The 20,711-nt window shown below is 39.2% G+C and carries 13 protein-coding genes; 8 read left to right on the top strand and 5 right to left on the bottom strand.

The genetic code is table 11. The annotated features are described in order from the left end of the window. Window positions 1-6: 6 nt before the first annotated feature. A complete protein-coding gene (locus tag ABD676_RS12280; protein ID WP_344674986.1) occupies window positions 7-2,328 on the top strand; it encodes a glycoside hydrolase family 95 protein in 2,322 nt (773 codons plus the stop codon). 152 nt (window positions 2,329-2,480) lie between these two features. Then, window positions 2,481-3,965 (top strand): hypothetical protein, encoded by a 1,485-nt coding sequence (locus ABD676_RS12275; RefSeq protein WP_344674985.1) that lies wholly within the window; start codon window positions 2,481-2,483, stop codon window positions 3,963-3,965. A gap of 64 nt (window positions 3,966-4,029) precedes the next feature. On the opposite strand, the gene ABD676_RS12270 is transcribed toward ABD676_RS12275, so the two are convergent. Next, on the bottom strand, window positions 4,030-5,271 hold the full coding sequence (locus tag ABD676_RS12270; RefSeq protein WP_344674984.1) for a CotH kinase family protein: 1,242 nt from the start codon (window positions 5,269-5,271) through the stop codon (window positions 4,030-4,032). Between the two features lie 350 nt (window positions 5,272-5,621). Here ABD676_RS12270 and ABD676_RS12265 point away from each other — a divergent pair, with 350 nt between their 5' ends. After that, window positions 5,622-6,719, top strand: a complete 1,098-nt coding sequence (locus ABD676_RS12265) for a helix-turn-helix domain-containing protein (RefSeq protein WP_344674983.1) — start codon at window positions 5,622-5,624, stop codon at window positions 6,717-6,719. 118 nt (window positions 6,720-6,837) lie between these two features. Here ABD676_RS12265 and ABD676_RS12260 read toward each other — a convergent pair whose 3' ends face one another. The 4 genes from ABD676_RS12260 to ABD676_RS12245 are packed head-to-tail and all read right to left on the bottom strand — an operon-like array spanning window position 6,838 to window position 11,173. Continuing rightward, window positions 6,838-8,307, bottom strand: coding sequence for a glycine--tRNA ligase (locus ABD676_RS12260; protein ID WP_344674982.1), 1,470 nt, complete (start codon window positions 8,305-8,307; stop codon window positions 6,838-6,840). Window positions 8,308-8,336: 29 nt separating this feature from the next. Continuing rightward, window positions 8,337-8,801 carry a thioredoxin-dependent thiol peroxidase gene (gene bcp, locus ABD676_RS12255; RefSeq protein WP_344674981.1) on the bottom strand — a complete coding sequence of 155 codons (465 nt, stop codon included), beginning with the start codon at window positions 8,799-8,801 and terminating at the stop codon, window positions 8,337-8,339. Between the two features lie 37 nt (window positions 8,802-8,838). Beyond that, a complete protein-coding gene (locus ABD676_RS12250; protein ID WP_344674980.1) occupies window positions 8,839-10,560 on the bottom strand; it encodes a M23 family metallopeptidase in 1,722 nt (573 codons plus the stop codon). A 1-nt stretch (window position 10,561) separates the two neighbouring features. Next, on the bottom strand, window positions 10,562-11,173 hold the full coding sequence (locus ABD676_RS12245; protein WP_344674979.1) for a fumarylacetoacetate hydrolase family protein: 612 nt from the start codon (window positions 11,171-11,173) through the stop codon (window positions 10,562-10,564). Window positions 11,174-12,199: 1,026 nt separating this feature from the next. Between ABD676_RS12245 and ABD676_RS12240 the strand changes: the two genes are divergently transcribed. The 5 genes from ABD676_RS12240 to ABD676_RS12220 all read left to right on the top strand — a co-directional run bounded on the left by ABD676_RS12240 (window position 12,200) and on the right by ABD676_RS12220 (window position 20,460). Next, entirely contained in the window at window positions 12,200-12,850 is a 651-nt protein-coding gene (locus ABD676_RS12240; protein ID WP_344674978.1) for an HAD family hydrolase, read from the top strand. A gap of 61 nt (window positions 12,851-12,911) precedes the next feature. Then, a complete protein-coding gene (locus ABD676_RS12235) occupies window positions 12,912-13,391 on the top strand; it encodes a gluconate 2-dehydrogenase subunit 3 family protein (protein ID WP_344674977.1) in 480 nt (159 codons plus the stop codon). Between the two features lie 3 nt (window positions 13,392-13,394). Continuing rightward, window positions 13,395-15,110 carry a GMC oxidoreductase gene (locus ABD676_RS12230; RefSeq protein WP_344674976.1) on the top strand — a complete coding sequence of 572 codons (1,716 nt, stop codon included), beginning with the start codon at window positions 13,395-13,397 and terminating at the stop codon, window positions 15,108-15,110. A 638-nt stretch (window positions 15,111-15,748) separates the two neighbouring features. Then, a complete protein-coding gene (locus ABD676_RS12225; protein WP_344674975.1) occupies window positions 15,749-18,790 on the top strand; it encodes a SusC/RagA family TonB-linked outer membrane protein in 3,042 nt (1,013 codons plus the stop codon). A gap of 11 nt (window positions 18,791-18,801) precedes the next feature. Further along, a complete protein-coding gene (locus ABD676_RS12220) occupies window positions 18,802-20,460 on the top strand; it encodes a RagB/SusD family nutrient uptake outer membrane protein (protein ID WP_344674974.1) in 1,659 nt (552 codons plus the stop codon). Window positions 20,461-20,711: the final 251 nt, after the last annotated feature.

The raw sequence follows: 20,711 nt of genomic DNA, 5'->3' as shown, positions 1-20,711 counted from the left end.
TAACCCATGAAAAAAATCCTTATCAGCTTATGCCTGATATACTCTGCTGTGCACGCACAGGAGATGAAGCTTAAGTATGAGCAACCCGCTGAGAAGTGGGAAGAATCTTTGCCATTAGGCAATGGAACCATTGGACTTATGCCCAATGGGAAAATACATGACGAGAGTATTGTGCTCAATGAAATCTCGCTGTGGTCTGGTGGTCCGCAAGACCCTAATAATTATCAAGCAAAAAATGCACTGCCTGAAATTCAAGAATTGCTGTTTCAGGGCAAGAACAATCTTGCTGAGGCATTGGTGAACAAAAACTTTGTCTGCGTAGGTGCAGGCTCAGGTTTTGGTAATGGAGCAAAAGCTCCTTATGGATGTTATCAAAATTTTGGTTGGATAAACTTCTTGCATTTCGATCAACAAGAAGCAACAGAATACAAACGCTGGTTAGATCTCCATGAGGCAAAGGCAGTAACTTCTTTTAAAAGTAAGGGCATACAATACCTACGAGAATACCTGACTTCTTTTGATAAAAATGTAGGCGTTATTAAATTATCAGCAGATAAAAAGAAATCCATTGGATTTGCACTGCATTTCTATCGTGATGAGAACATCACGGATTATAAAATTAAAGATAATGAGATTGAGATTACCGGTGTTTTACCCGATGGTAAGGGAGGCAAGGGACTTCACTTTGCAGCAAAGATCAAAGTCATCCAAAAAGGTGGGAAGATCAGCAATCACGACAATCAAATTATCTTAAAAGAAGCAGATGAAGCCTTAGTTCTAATATCTGCCTCGACCAGCTATTATGATCATGATCCTTTGACCTATGTGCAAAAGGAAATAGCAAAAGTAGAGAAAAGTTCCTATGCAAAACTGTATCAAGCACATTTAAAAAAGTATCAACCTTTATTTAATAGAGTGTCTTTAAAGTTGGATGACCTTCAGCCTAAAGACCAGGTGCAAACTACCGATCGCTTAGCAGCATTCTACAAGAACCCTGCACAAGATAATGGCTTGGCAGCACTATATTATCAATTTGGTCGATACTTAAGTATTTCAAGTACGGCTCCAAAACTGAAAAAGGCATTACCTCCAAATCTGCAAGGTTTATGGGCACATCAAATCCAGACTCCTTGGAATGGGGATTACCATTTGAATATAAATGCGCAAATGAACCACTGGGGAGTCGAGGTAAGCAACCTTTCCGAGTATCATGAACCCTTCATCAATATGATCAAGAATCTAGCTGTGGAAGGGCGGAAAACAGCTCAAGCCTATTATGGTTCTCCAGGATGGGTTGTGTATATGATGACCAATATTTGGGGATACACTGCACCGGGAGAAAATGCCTCTTGGGGAAGTAGCACTGCCTCGGGCTGGTTGTGTAATCACCTTTGGGATCACTACCTGTTTACTCAAGACAAGGCTTATTTGAAAGATATTTATCCTGTCTTAAAAGAAGCTGCGGTGTTCTATCGTGCCACATTGGTGAAAGATCCAAAAACAGGTTGGTTAGTAACCTCACCATCTGTTTCACCAGAGAATGGTTTCAAGATGTCCAATGGAAAACACGCTTCTGTAGTAATGGGACCTACAATTGATAATCAAATTGTACGAGAACTGTATCTTTCCGTAATCAAAGCAGATAGTATTTTATCTAATAAAGATTCCTTTGCATCTGATCTTCGCGCAGACTTGAATAAATTACCTCCAGCAGTCGTAGTAAGCAAATCTGGTCGAGTTATGGAATGGTTGGAGGACTATGAAGAAACAGAACCTCGCCATAGACATGTGTCGCATTTGTATGGGTTATATCCTGCGAATTTCATCTCTCCGGTTACCAGTCCTGCTTGGGCTGATGCCGCCAAGAAAACATTAGAGGTGCGTGGTGATGAAGGTACCGGCTGGTCCAGAGCTTGGAAGATCCTATTCTGGGCAAGACTACATGATGGAGATCATTCTTTGGAAATCTTACGTCAATTATTGCGCCCTGCCTATACCAAAACAGGAACTACCTATTCAGGAGTAGGAGCAGGAACTTATCCTAATTTATTCTGCGCACACCCACCATTCCAAATTGATGGTAATTTTGGTGGATCAGCAGGTATTGCCGAAATGCTTATCCAAAGTCATGATGGTTTTATACACCTGCTACCTGCATTGCCAACTGCTTGGAAAGATGGACAAGTGAAAGGCTTGAAAGCCCGTGGAAACTATACTGTCGATATTACCTGGAAGAACGGTCAAGTAATCGATTATAAAATTCGAGGCAAAAAAGGCGAGAAAGTGAAAGTTCGTATTCTACAAGAAGAGAAAGAAATAAGAATTTAAGACTTTCCTAGGAATAATATATAACCCCATACTAATTACAGAGAAGTATATTAATATGGGGTTATTTTTGTGTTAAGAATTCAAAATATAGAAATAAATTTAATTAATAAGATTAGATTTATTTTCATATTTGATAATTAACTATTTTTATTATGAAGCGTTCAATTTTTAGAAATGCCGTTTTCCTCCTTGGCATTGCAACCCTTTCCTTATGTATGCAATGTAAAAAATTAATTAAACCAGAAGATGTATTCCCTGATGTTAAGCACAACTTAACCTATGAATTGGAAGGGTTTGAAACTAGCATCAAACCCATGTCAGATTTCAAATCAAATAATCCCCAGTATAGACAATCCAGTCCTACTACTTTGTCAACTAGTGGGAACCCAGTTTTAAATGACATTATCTATTACTGGGATTTCAATAATAAAAGTGTCAAAGCTAACATTGCTGTTGATCAAGACAATTATGCACAATTTAAAAGATTAGAAGGTGTACTAAGTTATGTTCCGGGATTCAATACTAATAAGAACCCCAAGGATTATGCTCAGCAATTTACTAAACCGGCTATTTTTGAATTATATTTTAATACTCCAGATCCCATTTTAATTAATGCTATTTCTTTTGATTTTGCTGTTGATAAAAATGCACCTGATTTCTTCAGAATCTATATCCGGAATCATGCAGCATCCAATTACTTTGAAAGTTTTAAGGTTATGCTAAAACCCAATATGAAAGATTTCGATAAACAAAACGTGTTTTTTGAATTCCCTAACGTAATCTTAAAAGGTCCAGAAACTTATATTCTTTTCGATTTTCAACTCAATGATACTAGGGTGCAATTAGATCCTTATTTTGAACAAAGTACCGCTCGAGCTGATAATGTACGACTCTATGGCCGTGTACTTAAGCAGGATAAACTCCGGAAGAAGTTCCTGAAATATTATTTTTATAACCTTGAAACTCAAAAATTTGAATTGCTAGGAGATTTGACTGAAGATAACCTGAAGAAGTTCGCAGTGTCTTTGACTAAGGGAGAGTATAAGGTGGCTTTAATTTATGCCAATGTTGAAAAGGATCTTATTCTGCCTGCAAAGATCAATAGTCTTCAAGACCTCCAATTATCCCATGATTTTTCAGATTATAAAGGAGAAATTTATGGTTTGGTCGATTCCTTTAATCTTGAAAAACCCATGGAAAGAAAGGTTAAATTGGATCGTTTATTTAATCAGGTGAATTTTGAGTTTACTGATTTGGATGATTTAAATGATATAGAGAAGATTCAAATTACCCCGGAGAAAAGTTACCTATCTTGGCAACCTTTATATCAACAAGGTTCCTTTGTGAATATGGATCAAACGGTAAAACCGATTGTTTTCAACCGCAATTTTGAAGCGAATAGAAAATTGGCTTACAACCATTTCGTAGGAATGCCTAATAAGGAAACCTTAATTCAATATAAAATTGAAGTTTTTAAGAAAAACATTGTTTCCCGAACTTTTCATGTCAAGGCAATGGTCAAGAACAATATGCAAATAACTTTCCGTGGTCGATTAGATCCTCCAGCTGAGGAAGCAATAAATTTTGAAACCATCCTGAATGAAAAGTGGGGAGAATCACAGCTTATTGATTTTTAGAAGATTCTCTATTTGCGATAAAAAGAAACGCGGTTTCCAATATTGGAGAACCGCGTTTGTTATGTTATAATTGTTTAATATAGCTATCTAAATATTGCGCTCTTTTACGCAAATATACTTTCATGTTTTTCTTGGTCTCCGCATGATTGTTTGGACCAACTTTCCATATCTCAAAATCCTTCTTTTGCGATTCACGAATTTTTGCCGCATACTCTTCAATATAGCTCATCAGTGCTTCAAAATGATTAGCCTTATAGTTTTCCCAAGTTTGTTTGTACAATTGCTTAATCTCAGGATCTTTAAGGATATGGGTAAAGAAACGATGACCCAAGCGAGCATCTGTAGGCTTAAATAATGGCAAGGTCTCAAAGTTGAAATATTTCCTTCCTTCTTCTTCCAAACCAAAACCCCAGTCAAAATCCCAAAGTGGCCCCATGGTATATTTGCCATCCTTTAATTTATGCATGTATACACTTTTAGGGTGATTGATCTCATAATTTGCAGTTAAATTATTCACCAAGATATAGTTTACAAACTGTTGCTTATCGAATATCTTTCCATAATCGTTGTTCGGGAATTTAGTTGAAATGAACATTTGCTCCAAATTCTCAAAACCATTCTTAATGCTGTTAAATTGTTCGTCTGAAGTAATGTCCGGAAATTTAATCATCACAGGAAGATTCCAGCCAGAAGATTTGAACTGAAAGTCCTCATCAAAGTTCGTATCTAACTCCAATAATTGTCCATCAGGACCCACATTCACGCGTCCTTCTTTTGCCTCAATTTGTTGGGTCAACATATAACTTCCCCTGTACTTTCCATTGATGGTTACATCTACGGGTATTATGGTGTTGGTAAAAGGCATGCCTAATTGCTGTCCCATTTTCATCGCGATCGCATTACACATCAAAGTGTAATCTTGGTAGTTTGCTAATAATACCCAATCCTTTGCTGCGGTTAACCCCAATACACTGGCTGCTTTGTCCAGCTTTAAGCGATAAGGTTTTTTAGGCTTACCCCAAGTACTGTTCCCACGACCTTTAATACGCGTAGTGACCTTTTGCAAGCTCGGGTAGATATCCTGTCCTTTAATTTCTACCTCGCCGGATAAGTACACATCCTTAACAACAACTTCTTCGTCATTCGCTATTTGAATATAGATATGAGGAATGATAGCTTTAACGTTTTCATCAAGTGTTGCTTGTTCTTCTTTTATTGGTTCAACCTCCTCAGGTTCGACTTTATTACAAGAATTAAAGAGTATGCTTAGCGTAAGCATACTTAGATAAATAGGTAAATGTTTCATGCGTTTTGGTTTGATTATTTCTAATCAGCAAAATTAGAGCACGAGAAAACAAAAATTGTCTTATTAGTCCCCCCAGAGAATGAAAAACGAAAAATGAGAGTTTTTGAAAATAGAAAAATCACTTTTTAAGGAGCAGTAATCCTAAGGGTCTGAAATTATTAAGAAATAATAAAAAGAATACTCATTTTCCAAATTTCTAAAGGATCTTGTGGATAATCGGGAATAACCAATCCGGAAATTTTATGGAAAACCGTAAAAAAAGTACTTCTAAACGACAAATTTCCCAAAAAATGCATATAAATTAACCTCCCGTTTTTATTGACTTAATAGTATAAAGCTATACTTGTTATATGTCAATATTGATTATACTTACTGTAATCCTACTTTTGATCGGGATATATTATGTTAACATTAGCAGCCTTCGAGAAGAGCGTGGTTTTTTCTTAAGGATGATTTTCTCCGCAGCTTTTGTTGTATTCTTGAATCAATTTATATTCTTGTTCTTTATTGGAACAGATCAACAATTCTTAAATAGTGCATTAGCCCTTTCTATAGCCTCCTTATCCTCCCTCTATCTCAGGAATATTTTGTTTGAACAAAGGACATCTATTTACTTGCTTCTATTAGCATTTTTCCCATTTATCCTTTTTTATGTTTACTATTTCCTGTTTGTCAGTTTTTCCGAAAAGCTGCTTTATGGGGAAGTTTACCATATGCTGGATTTCTTCTATCAAAACTTTCAAAGTATTTTATTGGCAGGAAGTATAGCTTATGATTTTTTTATGCTAAGGATTGCAAGGAAGGAATTACCTGAAATAGTAAAGTCAGTAGATGCCAAACTAGGATTGCTGATGGTGCTTCTCAAGGTCCTTATTTTGGGATTGGCGATTGCATCAGGGTTAACATCTCATTTCGGAATGATGTTTAAATTCCCCTTAGGGATTTTCATCATGTTGAATATCATGATCATTTTTTATTTCCGTTATGGTAAGCGATTAAAGATGCTCTTTATGCAAGTAAAACATGCGCAGTACATTCGGCTTTACCTTGCCGAAAGAGAGGCCTTGGAACAAGAAGAAAAGGAACGTTTCTATTTGGAGAAATTAGAACAGATCATAGAAAAAGATCAAAACTTCCTGCGTACTGATTTTGGTATGAATGACTTGGTTCGAATAACGAAATTGAATAAGAAAGAAATACAACAGATCTTTAAAAGCAATTTTGAATGCAGTTTCAGTGATTACCTAAAACGCAGGCGTATTCGTTATTGTCTTGCCCATTTAAGGCATTATTTGGAGGAAGGACAATCCATTCATAGCCTAGCTTTAGACTTAGGATTTAAGAACCTCAGCAGTTTTGTTCAAGCCTTTAAAAAAGAAGTCGGAAGAAGCCCATACATTCATTTACGTGAAAAACGAGAACAGTTTTTAAGTCTAAAGGGTCATTAGCTCAGCTTTGGAAGCTAATGAAACGATAAAACTTATATTTAATTGATTCAACCCAAATAAAAAAGCACCTGTTTGGTCATTCCAAACAGGTGCTTTTAATATTAATATTATTTGAAGCCTATAATAATTGCTTCAATAGGTTACTCATGCTAACTCGTTCTGCAACGATATTTTCCAGATCAGCGATCGCTACACGTTCTTGTTCCATGCTGTCACGGTGACGAATAGTTACGGTATTATCTTCTAAAGTCTGATGATCTACAGTGATACAGAACGGTGTACCAATAGCATCTTGACGACGATAGCGTTTACCGATAGAATCCTTTTCATCGTATTGGATGTTATAATCCAATTTCAATTTCGCCATGATCTCTCTTGCTTTTTCTGGTAAACCATCTTTCTTCGTCAATGGAAGTACAGCGGCTTTCACAGGAGCAATCGCAGGGTGGAATTTCAATACGACGCGTGCATCTTGTTTCTCTTCTGTAGATAAATCTTCTTGAACTAAACAATTTGCAAGTACCGTTAAGAATAAACGATCCAATCCGATAGAGGTCTCTACGACATAAGGGATATAGCTTTGGTTAATCTCCGGGTCGAAATACTGTAATTTCTTACCTGAGAATTCCTGATGTTGTTTTAAATCAAAATCAGTTCTGGAGTGAATACCTTCTACTTCTTTGAAACCAAAAGGGAAATCGTATTCAATATCCACAGCGGCATTGGCATAATGTGCTAATTTCACATGGTCATGGTAGCGGTATTTTGCAGCGTCAGAACCCAAGGCTAAATGCCATTTTAAACGGGTTTCTTTCCATTTATTGTACCAGTCTATTTCAGTGCCTGGGCGAACGAAAAACTGCAATTCCATCTGTTCAAACTCACGCATACGCATGATGAACTGACGAGCAATTACTTCATTACGGAAGGCTTTACCGATCTGTGCAATACCGAAAGGAATCTTCATACGGCCTGTTTTCTGTACATTCAAGAAGTTAACAAAAATACCTTGTGCCGTTTCCGGACGTAGGTAAACTTGTTCAGCTCCATCTGCCATTGCACCCATCTGGGTAGCAAACATCAAATTGAATTGACGTACATCAGTCCAGTTTTTAGTTCCTGAAATCGGACATACAATGTTATGCTCCTCAATGATAACTTTTAATCCAGCTAAGTCGTCCGCATTCAAAGCATCATCCAATGCTTTTTGTAATTGTGTTGCCTTATCTGTTTTACCATCTTTTTCATAACGATCGATTTTATCCTCGATCAACTGATCAGCACGATAACGTTTTTTAGAATCCTTATTGTCAATCATCGGATCGTTAAACCCATCCACGTGCCCCGATGCTTTCCATGTCGTTGGATGCATGAAAATTGCAGCATCAATGCCCACAATGTTCTCATTCAACTGTACCATGGATTTCCACCAATACGTCTTTAGGTTGTTCTTTAACTCCGAACCCAATTGACCATAATCATACACAGCACTTAGGCCGTCATAGATCTCGCTAGAAGGAAAAACAAAACCATATTCCTTCGCATGCGAAATGATATTCTTGAAAAAATCGTCTGTTTGCTTGCTCATAAGGGGCAAATATAATGTATTCGTATGACTTATTTCGCCATTAAGTCCCTAATTTGTTGGGTGGCGTTTTTGTTATCTACTTTTTTAATAATATGTTGGATAATGCCCTTTTCATCAATGACAAATGTTGTCCTATGGGTACCCATATACTTCTTTCCGTACATGTTCTTTTCTACCCATACCCCGTAATCATTGACGATCTTCTGATCTTCATCGGCTAATAGGGTAAAAGGCAGTTCAAACTTGTTAATGAATTTCTGATGGCTCTGTTCACTGTCGATACTCACACCAATAACCTCAAAACCATCTTTTAATAGGGCTTGATAATTATCCCTGAAATTACAGGCTTCCGTGGTACAACCTGGCGTATTGTCCTTTGGGTAAAAATAAAGGATCACTTTTTTACCTTTAAAGTCAGCTAATTGAACGGTTTCACCATGCTGATTCTTGGCTTTTATTGCTGGGGCTTTAGCACCTACTTCTAATGTACTCATCTTCTTTTCCTTTCTTTATAGCTCGAACTAAGTCGGACTAACGTGTAAAATTCGCTTCGTAAACTCTTTCATTATCCTTCCAATCCTTTACGACCAAACGGAACTTATGGCTTCCAGCCGCTAAACTAGGATCGAAACGATGCCAGATATGGCGGTTTTTGGAATCGTATTCCATTAATACCCATTTGTCATCGATATAGGCATTGAAAGACTGGATTCCCGAGAAATTATCGGAAATGGTAAAATCGATCTTGGATTGACTTCTGACATTCTTACCCGGACTGAAATTTCTCGGTGTAATAATTGGCGCAATGGTATCCACAGCAACATAAAATGAACCGAAATTTTTAGTATTAACGGTTACCCAATCCTTCTCAAATTTTCCACCAACAGCTCCGTTTTCTATCGATGCAATCAAGGCTTTGCTTTCTAAATGTATAGGAAGATTAGTGGGCTTAATGCTCAATTTATAAGTCGAAAATAAGGGAACAAGGGTGCTGCCTACATGATGCGTATGCGAATAGGCTTTTGCTGTACCTGGACTTTGTTTGTAATTGAAATCCAAATCCGAATACAAGGCACCTTCTGGAATATCCACTTGAATATAATCTGCCGTAAACTTATTATCCTTGTTGTAAGCAAACAATTCACCCTGTACAGGATTGGCTTTTGGTGTATAGGATGGATTATTCTGAATCTTAAAATTCAACTCACTGCAATTACCACGAACATCCTTTACCACATATTTCACATCGTGTACTGCATTATCCTTGAGTTCCATGATCCCTGCATTGTCCAAATGCTTGAAAATATTAATTGGATTTCCAGGTTCTTTAAAACTTTTCTGCACTTTGGCTTTGCTACGCTTAAAGGTCGCAAAGTCCAAGTAACCATGTATAGCACTTGAAGTACTAAAATCCAATTCTTCAAACAAGACGATGGATATGGATTTTCCATCCAAAAATAACTCAATGGAATAGACACCATTCTGGAATCCTCCGGCACGATGCCTGTCAATGGTATTGATGCCGAGACCAAACTTTCCGTTTACGGAAATTGGTGCTGCAGTCGCTAGGGAATAACGACCTGAACCCAATGCTTTCACGGTTTGTCCTCTTCTTGGTGTATTTTCATTGAATAGGTTGTCTTGGAGATCATAAACCATAATGCCATTGATGGTCGGCTTAAAATTATCCGTAAATTTTAATCCGAACAGTTGGGTATTTAATGGGCGTTGGGTTTTGGTGTCTCGAATTTCAAAGTGCAAGTGCGGACCTGCTGAACCTCCTGTATTACCGGCATTCCCAAAAAATTGACCTTTGCTCAGTTTTACTTGTCCTTCCTTAAGCTCCATATCGACATCAAATCGTTGTTGCTTATATTGCTCGGCACGAACGATGTTTGTCAAGGCATCATTGAAACTGTCCATATGCAGGTAAACCGTTGTAAAACCATTTGGATGGTTGATGTAAACCGAATTGCCTCCACCACCTATCTGTACCCGAACTCGGGAAACATAGCCTTCAGCAGCAGCATGAAGGGGTAAACCTATCCGTTGTTGCGTACGATAGTCATCTCCCGCATGAAAGTGTGTGGAACGTAACTCCCCAAATGTACCGGAAGCATCCATAGCAATATTTAATGGATTTCGAAAATATCCTTGTGGGTAATTTCTAGATGTTATAATCTCACTGTTCTGCGCATGTAGGGAAGACCCTAAAGCTAGTGCAAGTAATAAAATTCCGGCTCTCTTCATCATATTATTTTATCTGACAGGTAAACATGCTCTTTTCCTCCAAAAATCCTTCCAACTTATCGCCAATGTTTACTGGCCCAACTCCTGCCGGTGTACCCGTGTAAATTAAATCTCCTTTACGAAGCGTGACGTACTGGGATATAAAACTGATTAAGCTGTCATAATCGAAAATCATATCCTTGGTATTACCCCGTTGAACGGTTTCGCCATTCTTAGTCAAGGAGAAATTTAAGTTCGTTGGATCTTCAAATTCTCCTTTCGGAATAAGCGGACTGATAACGGCGGAGTGGTCAAAAGCTTTCGCTAGTTCCCATGGTAGTCCCTTTGCTTTTTGGGCAGATTGAATATCCCTAGCTGTAAAGTCGATCCCTAAACCGATCGCATCGTAATACTTGTGTGCAAATTTCTTGGAAACATGTTTCCCCTCATTACAAATCCGAAGGACTAATTCTACCTCGTAATGTATGTCTTTCGAAAAATCAGGGAAATAAAAATCTTTATTATCTTTCAGTATGGCTGTATCAGGCTTCATGAAAATTACCGGGCTCTCAGGTACCGGATTGTGAAGCTCCTTCGCATGATCAACATAATTTCTACCAACTGCAATTACTTTCATATAGAATCGTTTAGAATAATCTAATCGGCAAAATCCACAATGGATTCCCGATAAACAAACATACTAAATGTGAACTTTTATGGCAAATCATAGCCTTAGGAATTGTGTTTTTGACAGTATTTGACTGGAATTAGATAGCTACGCTATTAGATGTGAGGGTGAGACCGCTTCGCTGTTAGATATGAGATATGAGACCGCTCCGCTGTTAGATAGAATTCGTGTTAAATTAGAAATGGTGGTTATAAATTTAATTGGCGGGCGATGCATGCATCGCCCCTACAAACAATCGTGGTTTAAATTAATCATTTCATATAAACGGGCGGACATTCCGTTCGTTTTCGTCGGGGTTACACCCCTTCCTCAAACTCGCTCAGTACCGCCCCTACCTAAGGCGCTACCTAGATAGTTTGTTACTAGCGTTTTAATAGCCGCCAAGGTAGGGGCAGCACTAAGCGCAGCGGAATGTCTGCCCGTTTTAAAAAAGCAGTAGATAGACCGCTGCGTTATTAGATGTGAGAGTGAGATCGCTTCGCTCTGAGTTGGAAATGGTGTTTATAAATTTAATTGGCGGGCGATGCATGCATCGACCCTACAAACAATCTTGGTTTTACTGTTCCAAACCACAATAACCGTAGGGTCGAAGCATGCTTCGACCGCTATCCAAAATTCAATAAATTCTATCCCTCCAAAAAGTCTAAAATCTGGTGTCTTTTGTCTGTTGTCTCCACGTCTCTCAAAGGGGTTTTATTCGACATTTATTCGGATCTCCTTCGGAACTTGTTCGGAACTCCTTCGGATCTCGTTCGGTTCCGACCGAACGAGATCCGAACAAGATCCCTATCAAATCCTTAGAAATTCCGTAGGGTTCTCGAATCAAACCCAAACTTATATATACCAATACACGAGGTTGTATGCCGGTGTTATTGTTTATTCATGTTAAGTAAGTAGTTGAAACTTAACATAAAATCCATGTTAAGTCAGGTTTAATTAACCGTTTGTTAATATTGTTTTGGTTAATTTTGCGTCATGAAAAATATTAATGCCGTTTTGTTCGACATGGATGGAACACTAATCGACTCAGAATACTTTTATTTCAGTAACTGGGCGCCAATTTTGTTGTCAGATTATGGTCTGGATATTACGTTTGAAGATTGGATCCGAGATTTTGCTGGACATACCTTGCAGGACAATGTGGAGATGTTAAAAGAACGGTATAACCTACAAGTGGATGCGGAGGATTTATGGTTTTCGACTCGCGCAAGTTATGCCCGAGCTAATATGAAGACGATTCGTCTGATGCCTCATGCGAAAGATTTATTGGAGATGGTCAAAGAGCGTGGCATTACCATGGGTTTGGTGACTTCTAGTTACAATACCACCGTGCAAACCGTTCTGGGAGAGCATCAGTTATTGGATTACTTTTCCTTTTTCGTTACTCGTGAATTGGTGGAGCAACCAAAGCCAAATCCGGAGCCTTATTTGTTAGCTGTTAACAAGCTCAATATCCCAAAAGAAGAGATTGTTGTGATTGAGGATACCAGTACTGGATGTACGTCGGCGAAGAATGCCGGATTGTATTGTATTGCTGTAACGAAGCAGGAAGTGGAGCGGAAACGTTTATCCCATGCAGATGTTATATTAAACGATTTAGCAGAAGTAAAAAATTCATTGCTATAAGTTAAAAAGCCTCGAGTTTTTTCATTTTATTTGTACTTTAGGTTTCTAGATTATGAATCTTATGAATAGACGGACAGCACTAAAACAGTTTGCCCTTTTAGCAGGAGGGATGTGGATAGCATCCTCCTGTGACTTCAGGGCCGAAGCCCCCTCCATACAGCTCAACCAGGTGAAATTAAACAAGTCTGATGAGGACTTGCTTGCTGAACTGGTGGAAGCCTTAATCCCGAAAACCGATAGCCCCGGTGCTAAGGAACTCAATCTTCATCTCTTTGTGATGAAAATGCTGGATGATTGTACCTCCTCTGAGGATCAAGAAGCATTTCTTGCCGGATTGAAACAAGCAGAAAAATATAAAGGAAAATCGGCTGATGAAATCAGGGCTTACCTGAAATCCTTGCCGAAGGATGACGTGTTTTTTAAGATTTTGAAAAGTCGTTGCATACAAGGCTATAAAAATTCAGAATACGTCATGAAGAATAAATTGATTTATGAACTGGTACCTGGACGTTACAACGGGGCATTAAAAATAAAAGCTTAAGCAATGGCAAATATCAATGTAGATTCGGAAAAGAATAGGACTTATGAGGCCATTGTTATTGGTTCTGGTATTTCTGGGGGTTGGGCAGCAAAGGAGCTCTGTGAGAAAGGGGTGAAAACATTGTTGCTGGAAAGAGGTCGTGATGTAAAACACATTAAGGATTACCCGACGACCAATTTATATCCATGGGAATTTGAGCATCGAAATGAGATGCCTTATGCCGTGAAGAAAGAAGCACCGATTGTGAACCGCTGTTATGCTTTTCATGAAGATGCCGCGCACTTTTTTGTGAAGGATAAGGAGCACCCTTACGTACAGGAGAAGCCTTTTGATTGGATTCGTGGTTATCAGGTTGGTGGGAAGTCCTTGCTTTGGGCAAGACAAACCCAACGCTGGTCTGACTTTGATTTTGAAGGTCCTGCCCGAGATGGGTTTGCCGTAGATTGGCCGATTCGTTATGCTGATTTAAAACCTTGGTACGATCATGTGGAGCGCTTTGCAGGTATTGCGGGCGATAAGGATGGTTTACCGGAATTGCCGGATGGTGAATTCTTGCCGGGCTATCCCCTAAATATTGTTGAGAAGTATTTTAAGGAGCATGTGGAAGGTAATTTTCCAGGCAGGAAATTAATTTCTGCACGATGTGCGCACCTATCTGAACCTAAGCAGATCCATTTAGATCAAGGTCGTGTGAAATGTCAGAATCGTACCTTATGCCAGCGTGGCTGTCCATTTGGGGGGTACTTTAGCTCGAATGCATCCACCATCCCTTGGGCAGCAAAGACGGGTAATCTAACCCTGCGCCCTCATTCAGTGGTTCATTCCATTCTTTATGATGAAACGAAAGGAAAGGCGGTAGGTGTTCGCGTGATCGACAATGAAACCAAAGAAGAAATGGACTTTTATGCGAAGGTTATTTTCTTGAATGCTGCTGCCATCAATTCGAATTTGATTTTACTGAATTCCAAGTCGCAACGTTTTCCAAATGGACTAGGAAATGATAGTGGTACCTTGGGTAAATATTTCGCTTTTCATAATTATAGCGCTCGCATCTATGCCGAGTATGAAGGCTTTTTAGATTATACAACGGATGGGCGCAGCCCTGCAGGAGGTGGATATATTCCTCGCTTCCGAAACTTGCATAAGCAAGAGATGGATTTCCTTCGTGGCTATGCTGCAGGATTTGGAGCATACCGCATGCAAAATGCCGATGAGTCTGGAATGGGAAAAGAACTTAAAGATTCCATCTTAAATCCTATTTATGGAAATTGGGCCGTAGGTTCTCATATGATGGGGGAGACGATTCCTAAAGAATCGAGTTATTTAACACTGGATTCGACATTGAAGGATGCCTGGGGCATTCCTCAACTTAAAGTTTCGGTGGACTATGATGATAACGATAAGAAAATGGTGAAGGATTATCTCGATGTGATGGAGGAGATGTTTACGAAAGCAGGTTTCCAAAATATACGTCGTGATGATGCCTACCAGGCTCCCGGTCTTGATATCCATGAAATGGGTGGTGTGCGCATGGGATTGGATCCAAAAACTTCCATGTTGAACAAATGGCACCAATTGCATGCTTGTCCAAATGTGTTTGTGACCGATGGCGCCTGTATGACGTCTACTTCTACGCAGAATCCTTCTTTAACCTATATGGCATTTGCGGCACGTGCAGTGGATCACGCCATTCAAGAAATTAAAAAAGGCAATTTGTAGGATAGAAAAGCGATTGGATTTTTGGGTTAAATCAATATGAGAAAATCCAAAAAGAAAAAATATATTCCAGCTTCTGGTTTAAGAGAAGAATCGTTAATATAATAAATTAAGAAGGGGCAATGCTGAATAGCCCCTTTTTTGATTAGAAATTATATTTGATACCGAATGTAATCGGTGTAACATCAAAAGTATCGAACGTCTTTAGATCGAATTTTGGTTTGTAGGCTCCGAAAATTCCAAAATTGGTGGTAGGTAGCAGTAACTATAAACATTACGGCATTTTTTTGATAGCGTCTTTTACGTTTCAAGGTGCTTTATGATTAGCTTTTTTTGTTAATTTCTTTTAACTTTCCTATGTTTTTTTTCTTAAAATAATATTCAATAGCTTGCTAATCCCTTTTACTTCAAACAGCATTTTCAAGCTATTTTTTTAGGGTAAATCTTCCTTAATTCAGGTCATTATTTCCAAATTCTTAGACTGAATTCCATTCTTTAAGACAATAAAAGTCAATTACCTCACGTTTTACTATTTACTGTAACTAATATGATACACTTCTTGTCTATAAACTAAACCGTTTTATCAAGAAATCTTATTGCGAATACACCTTTTAAATATATACTAATTAACGTTAATTAACATGCCGAACTATTACAGCAAACAAACAAATCGAGCAGGTTTTGTACGCGGGAGCATTTTGTGCTTTGCATTACTAGCCTGCAGTTACGGCGCGGTTCATGCACATGCCCAGCCTCCCCGGGAGCAAGTGCAACAACAGGAACAGCAAACCGTAACAGGAACTGTTAAGAACAGTTCCACTGGGGAAGCCTTAGAGGGAGTAACCATTAAAGTCAAAGGAAAGGAAGCAGCCGTACAATCGGATGAAGCGGGAAAGTTTACCATCGCAGCTAATAATGGCGATGTCCTTGAAGTCACTTACCTGGGTTACAAAACTCAAAGCATTACCGTTCAATCTAGCCTTGCAAACATCAACTTAGTTTCCAATGAAGAAGAAATTGAAGCTGTGGTGGTGGTGGGCTATGGTACCCAAAAGTTAAAAGAAGTAACCTCTTCCGTTGCGCACGTGGATGCTGAGCAATTTCGCCAAAGTGGTGCCCGGAACCCCTTGGATTTAATTCAAGGTAAAGTTGCCGGATTACAAGTATCCCGTAGTGGTTCTAATCCAAACACAGGCGTGGCGACACAAATTCGTGGTGCAATTTCCGTTACAGGAAGTGCAAGTCCCTTATTTGTTATCGATGGTATACCTGGGGGTAATCCGGATTTACTGCAGCAGGATGATATAGAGTCTATCGATGTACTGAAAGATGGTTCAGGTGCAGCTATCTATGGTACATCCGCAAATGCAGGGGTAATTTTAATTACCACCAAAAAAGGTAAACCAGGAAAGCCTCAAGTCAATTATTCCAGTTACTTCAGAAAGGATTTTCTGTTCAATCGTCCAGATTTTCTGACTGCTGATGAATTCCGTCAAAAGATCGCCGAAGGTGCCATCAAGAGTCCTGATAAAGGATTTTCTACCGATTTCTTTGATGAGTTGGTGAATCACGATAATTTTTCGCATAACCATAACCTCTCACTTTCGGGTGGTTCTGAGGGTACCACCTATCGCGGTAGTGTCAATTACAGAAACCTAGAGGGGATAGCTAAGGAGAATGGGCGAAAGGAATACACGGTAAGAATGAACCTGAATCAAAAAGCATTTGATGATCGTTTGGATTTTCAATTGAACATGGCGACCAATACCAATCATGCTAATTTATTGGGCGGTGGAGGATGGGAGAGTGAGGCAACAAAAAATCCGACCTTTTCCAATTATAATGAGGATGGAAGCTATTTTTATGAAGAAACGAGTACCAATGAGTTTGCTCGGTTATTTACAGAGACTTCTTACCGAAAACAACAGACATCATCTATCGATGGAAAGGTGGATTTCGACATCTATGATGGGTTGAAATTTAGCGCATTTGGTTCCATCCAACGAAACAATTATATCGATGGATCTTATCGTCAGCTGAATAGCGAATCGTCACTGGAGGATTCGGATTATCCAGGAGGTGGATATGCCTCGAAGTCCAATTTTTTAAATCAACGGTATGCATTTGAGCCTACATTGACTTATACAAAGCTCATTGCCGAGCGACATAATTTAACAGCTCTAGCAGGTTATAGTTACCGCTATGAGATGGAAGAAGGGCAGAGTGCTGACAACCGAGGATTTATTAACGATAATTTCCATGAAGACAACCTTTCCGAAGGTCAGGCTCTACGGGATGGACGCGCCAATTTGGATAGTTGGAAAAACGACAATACCCTAATTGCCTTTTTTGGTCGGGTGAATTATACGCTTGACGATAAGTATATGATTCAAGCTATCCTCCGTCATGAAGGGTCTTCAAAATTTGGAGCGAATAATAAGTGGGGTAATTTCCCATCCATCTCTGTTGGTTGGAACATTTCCAATGAGGAGTTTATGCAGGATGTTTCTTGGATTAACTTCTTGAAACTACGTGCCGGTTATGGGGTTACTGGTAATACTGGATTTGCGAACAATGCATCGCGTTTGACCTTAGGTGGAGGCGGGAAATATTTATTTCCTGATGAAGCATATCGGGAAACTTATGGACCAGACCGAAACCCAAACCCAAACTTGCGCTGGGAAACCAAGAAGGAAACCAATATTGGATTAGATTTTACCTTATTTAATAGTAAGTTGACAGGTTCCCTAGATGTATTCCAACGTAAAACGGTGGATTTATTGGATACCTACATCACTCCTCAGCCACCTTTTATCCGTAATAATATTTACTCCAATGTGGGTACCATGTCTTCAAAGGGTATTGAATTGGCATTAGGCTACCAAGCGATCAATAAGGAGAACTTCAAGTGGAATATGGACTTTACGGCTTCGACCTTAAGAAACGTCATGAATTCTTATTCCAATGATGTGTTCACGGTAAAATATAAAACTTTTGGAGCGATCGGTGGTGCCGGAGATTTAGGCGATGCTTTTACGACCTATGAAGGACGTGAGGTTGGTGAATTCTTCGGTAAGAAATTCGCTGGTTTCGATGAAGAAGGAAAGTGGTTATTCTACAATCGTGCTGGAGAGGCTGTTCGTAATGATGTCATCAATAACTCGAGGGATGATATGGAGAACAGCGATATGCAGGTTCTGGGACATGCCGTTCCAAGATACTATGTTTCTTGGACCAATGATTTCTCTTATAAGAATTTCGACCTGAGAATCTTTATGCGCGGGAAATTTGATTACGATATCCTCAATACCACCGCACTTTCTTATGGTAATAAGGTATGGACAGGGAACTTGCTTCGTGATGCCTTTACCAAGTACAATGAAATAAACGATACCTACATGTATTCCGATTATTATCTGGAAAGCGGTAGTCATTTCAAAATTGACGAGGTGACATTAGGATATCGTTTTGACCTAAAGAACAGTGCTTATTTCAAGAATCTTCGACTTTATGTTACCGGACAGAATCTGGTGACCATTACGGGATATTCGGGTAATGATCCAGATTTCGTATTGGATACGGGATTAGGAAATGAGATTAATGGACAGCGTTTGGGTATTGATAGTAGAGGACCATACCCGAATACGAGATCCTTTTTGTTTGGGGTTAATTTTGGATTTTAAGCGCAGTGAAGATGAAGAATATATTGAAAATAATGTTGGTCAGCTCCGCACTTGCAACTGGATCATGTACCAACTTGGATGAGAATGCCTATGACATCATCGTAGCTGATGATTTTTATAAAAATAAGAATGAGGTAGTATCGGCAGTTTTACGGCCGTATACACATGCGAATGCCTGGGTCAGCCCTTCGGGTCAAGATGGTTGGTGGGGACCTTCGGAATTGTCGGCAGATCAATTGGCTTGGCCAACTAAAGGTCGCCATGGTGAAGATGGTGGTAAGTGGAAACGAATGCACTACCATACTTGGACAGTAGATGAGGGTGGATTGAATAATGCGTGGGTATTGATGTACTGGGGTGTCGGTCTATGCAATAGTCCAATTGATATCTTAGAGAAGCGTGATGTGGCGAGCATGGGCATTACAGAAACAGAGAAAACGGAGTTTATTGCAGAATTAAAGCTTCTGCGTGCTTTTCATTACTTGAAGTTGATGGATTTGTTCGGCAGTATTCCGATTACCACTACGGTTCCGGAGTCGGAGAGTGAGCCATTGCCAGAATCCACCGACCAGAAGGAAGTATTTGCTTTTATTGAGAAGGAGATTTTAGATAATGTGGATAAGGCGCCTAAGCTGAGTCGCAATATGATGGGAAGAATGAGTCAAGCAGGTGGTTATGCCATGTTGGTGGAGCTGTATTTGAATGCGGAGAAATGGTCAGGCCAAGCGCGTTGGGATGATTGTATAGCCGCTGCGGATAAGTTGATCACAGGATCTACTGGTGGGCAAAATGGGGCATTAGCTCTTGATGTCAACCTTACGGATTCGTATAATCCGACCAATGATAATTCAAAGGAAGTGATTTTATCGGTTGCTTATGATTATCAAACAGCAGACTTTGCTACAGGTTTTCCTGGAGAATTCTATCATTTCGTACAACGTGAGATTTATGGGGGTGGACGAAATGGAAACAATGGTATTGTGATGATTCCTGGTGTTTTCACGACCTATAAGGAGGCTGACCAAAGAAAGAAAGAATGGTTTTGGAGTGGACCAATGGTGAAGTTTGCAGATGGAACAACACCAGTTTTGGGTTCCGAAGAGTATAAGGATAAGCAATTGACTTTTGTCGATTATATCCGTCGGGAATCGGAAGGTAAAACCAGCTCGACCATGAGTGATGGTGAAGAGAATAGTGGTATTCGATTCAATAAATATAAGCTTGGTAATTCTCTTGCTGGAGTTGTGAATGGTGAAAAGGTAAGTCCGAACGACAATTACAACAATACCGATTGGAATATTTACCGCTTAAGCTGGATTTACTTTGCCAAGGCAGAAGCCTTGATGCGAAAGAATGGTGGTGCAGCGACTGCCGAGGCTGTTGAACTGGTTAATACGGTGAAGAAGCGTGCCTTTACAGCAGCAAATTGGGAAGCAGAGAAATATACTACTGCTAATTTAACCTTGGATGAGTTATTGGCAGAACGTGGCCGAGAGTTTATATTCGAAGGTTTCCGCCGTCGTGATTTGATTCGTTTTGGAAAATTCCATACAGCAAATTGGTGGGATCATAAACCAACAGAGGAATTCCGTTCTTTATTTGCTATTCCACAACAGCAGATCTCTATGAATCCGAACTTAAAACAAAATCCAGGGTATCCTGGAGGATAGGTTTATTCTTTGTTATAATACCTTAGTGGGGGATGTCTGATTTGGGCATCCCCCTTTTTTATGGCGATGTAAAAAGAAAAAGCCCGCTAGAAATGTTCTAGGACTCTTAGCTATTTGAGAAGTAAGGATCTATATTAACAGTCGGAATTATTTGTTATTTTTAGAATGGTAAAGAGTATAATAAATAAAAATATGTAATTGTTATCTATCAGTTTTTACTTGATTTCAAGTGGTAGTAATAATGAATGATC

Source organism: Sphingobacterium kyonggiense, from assembly GCF_039536825.1.
Taxonomy (GTDB): Bacteria; Bacteroidota; Bacteroidia; order Sphingobacteriales; family Sphingobacteriaceae; genus Sphingobacterium; species Sphingobacterium kyonggiense.
This window is presented reverse-complemented; position numbering and strand designations above follow the sequence as displayed.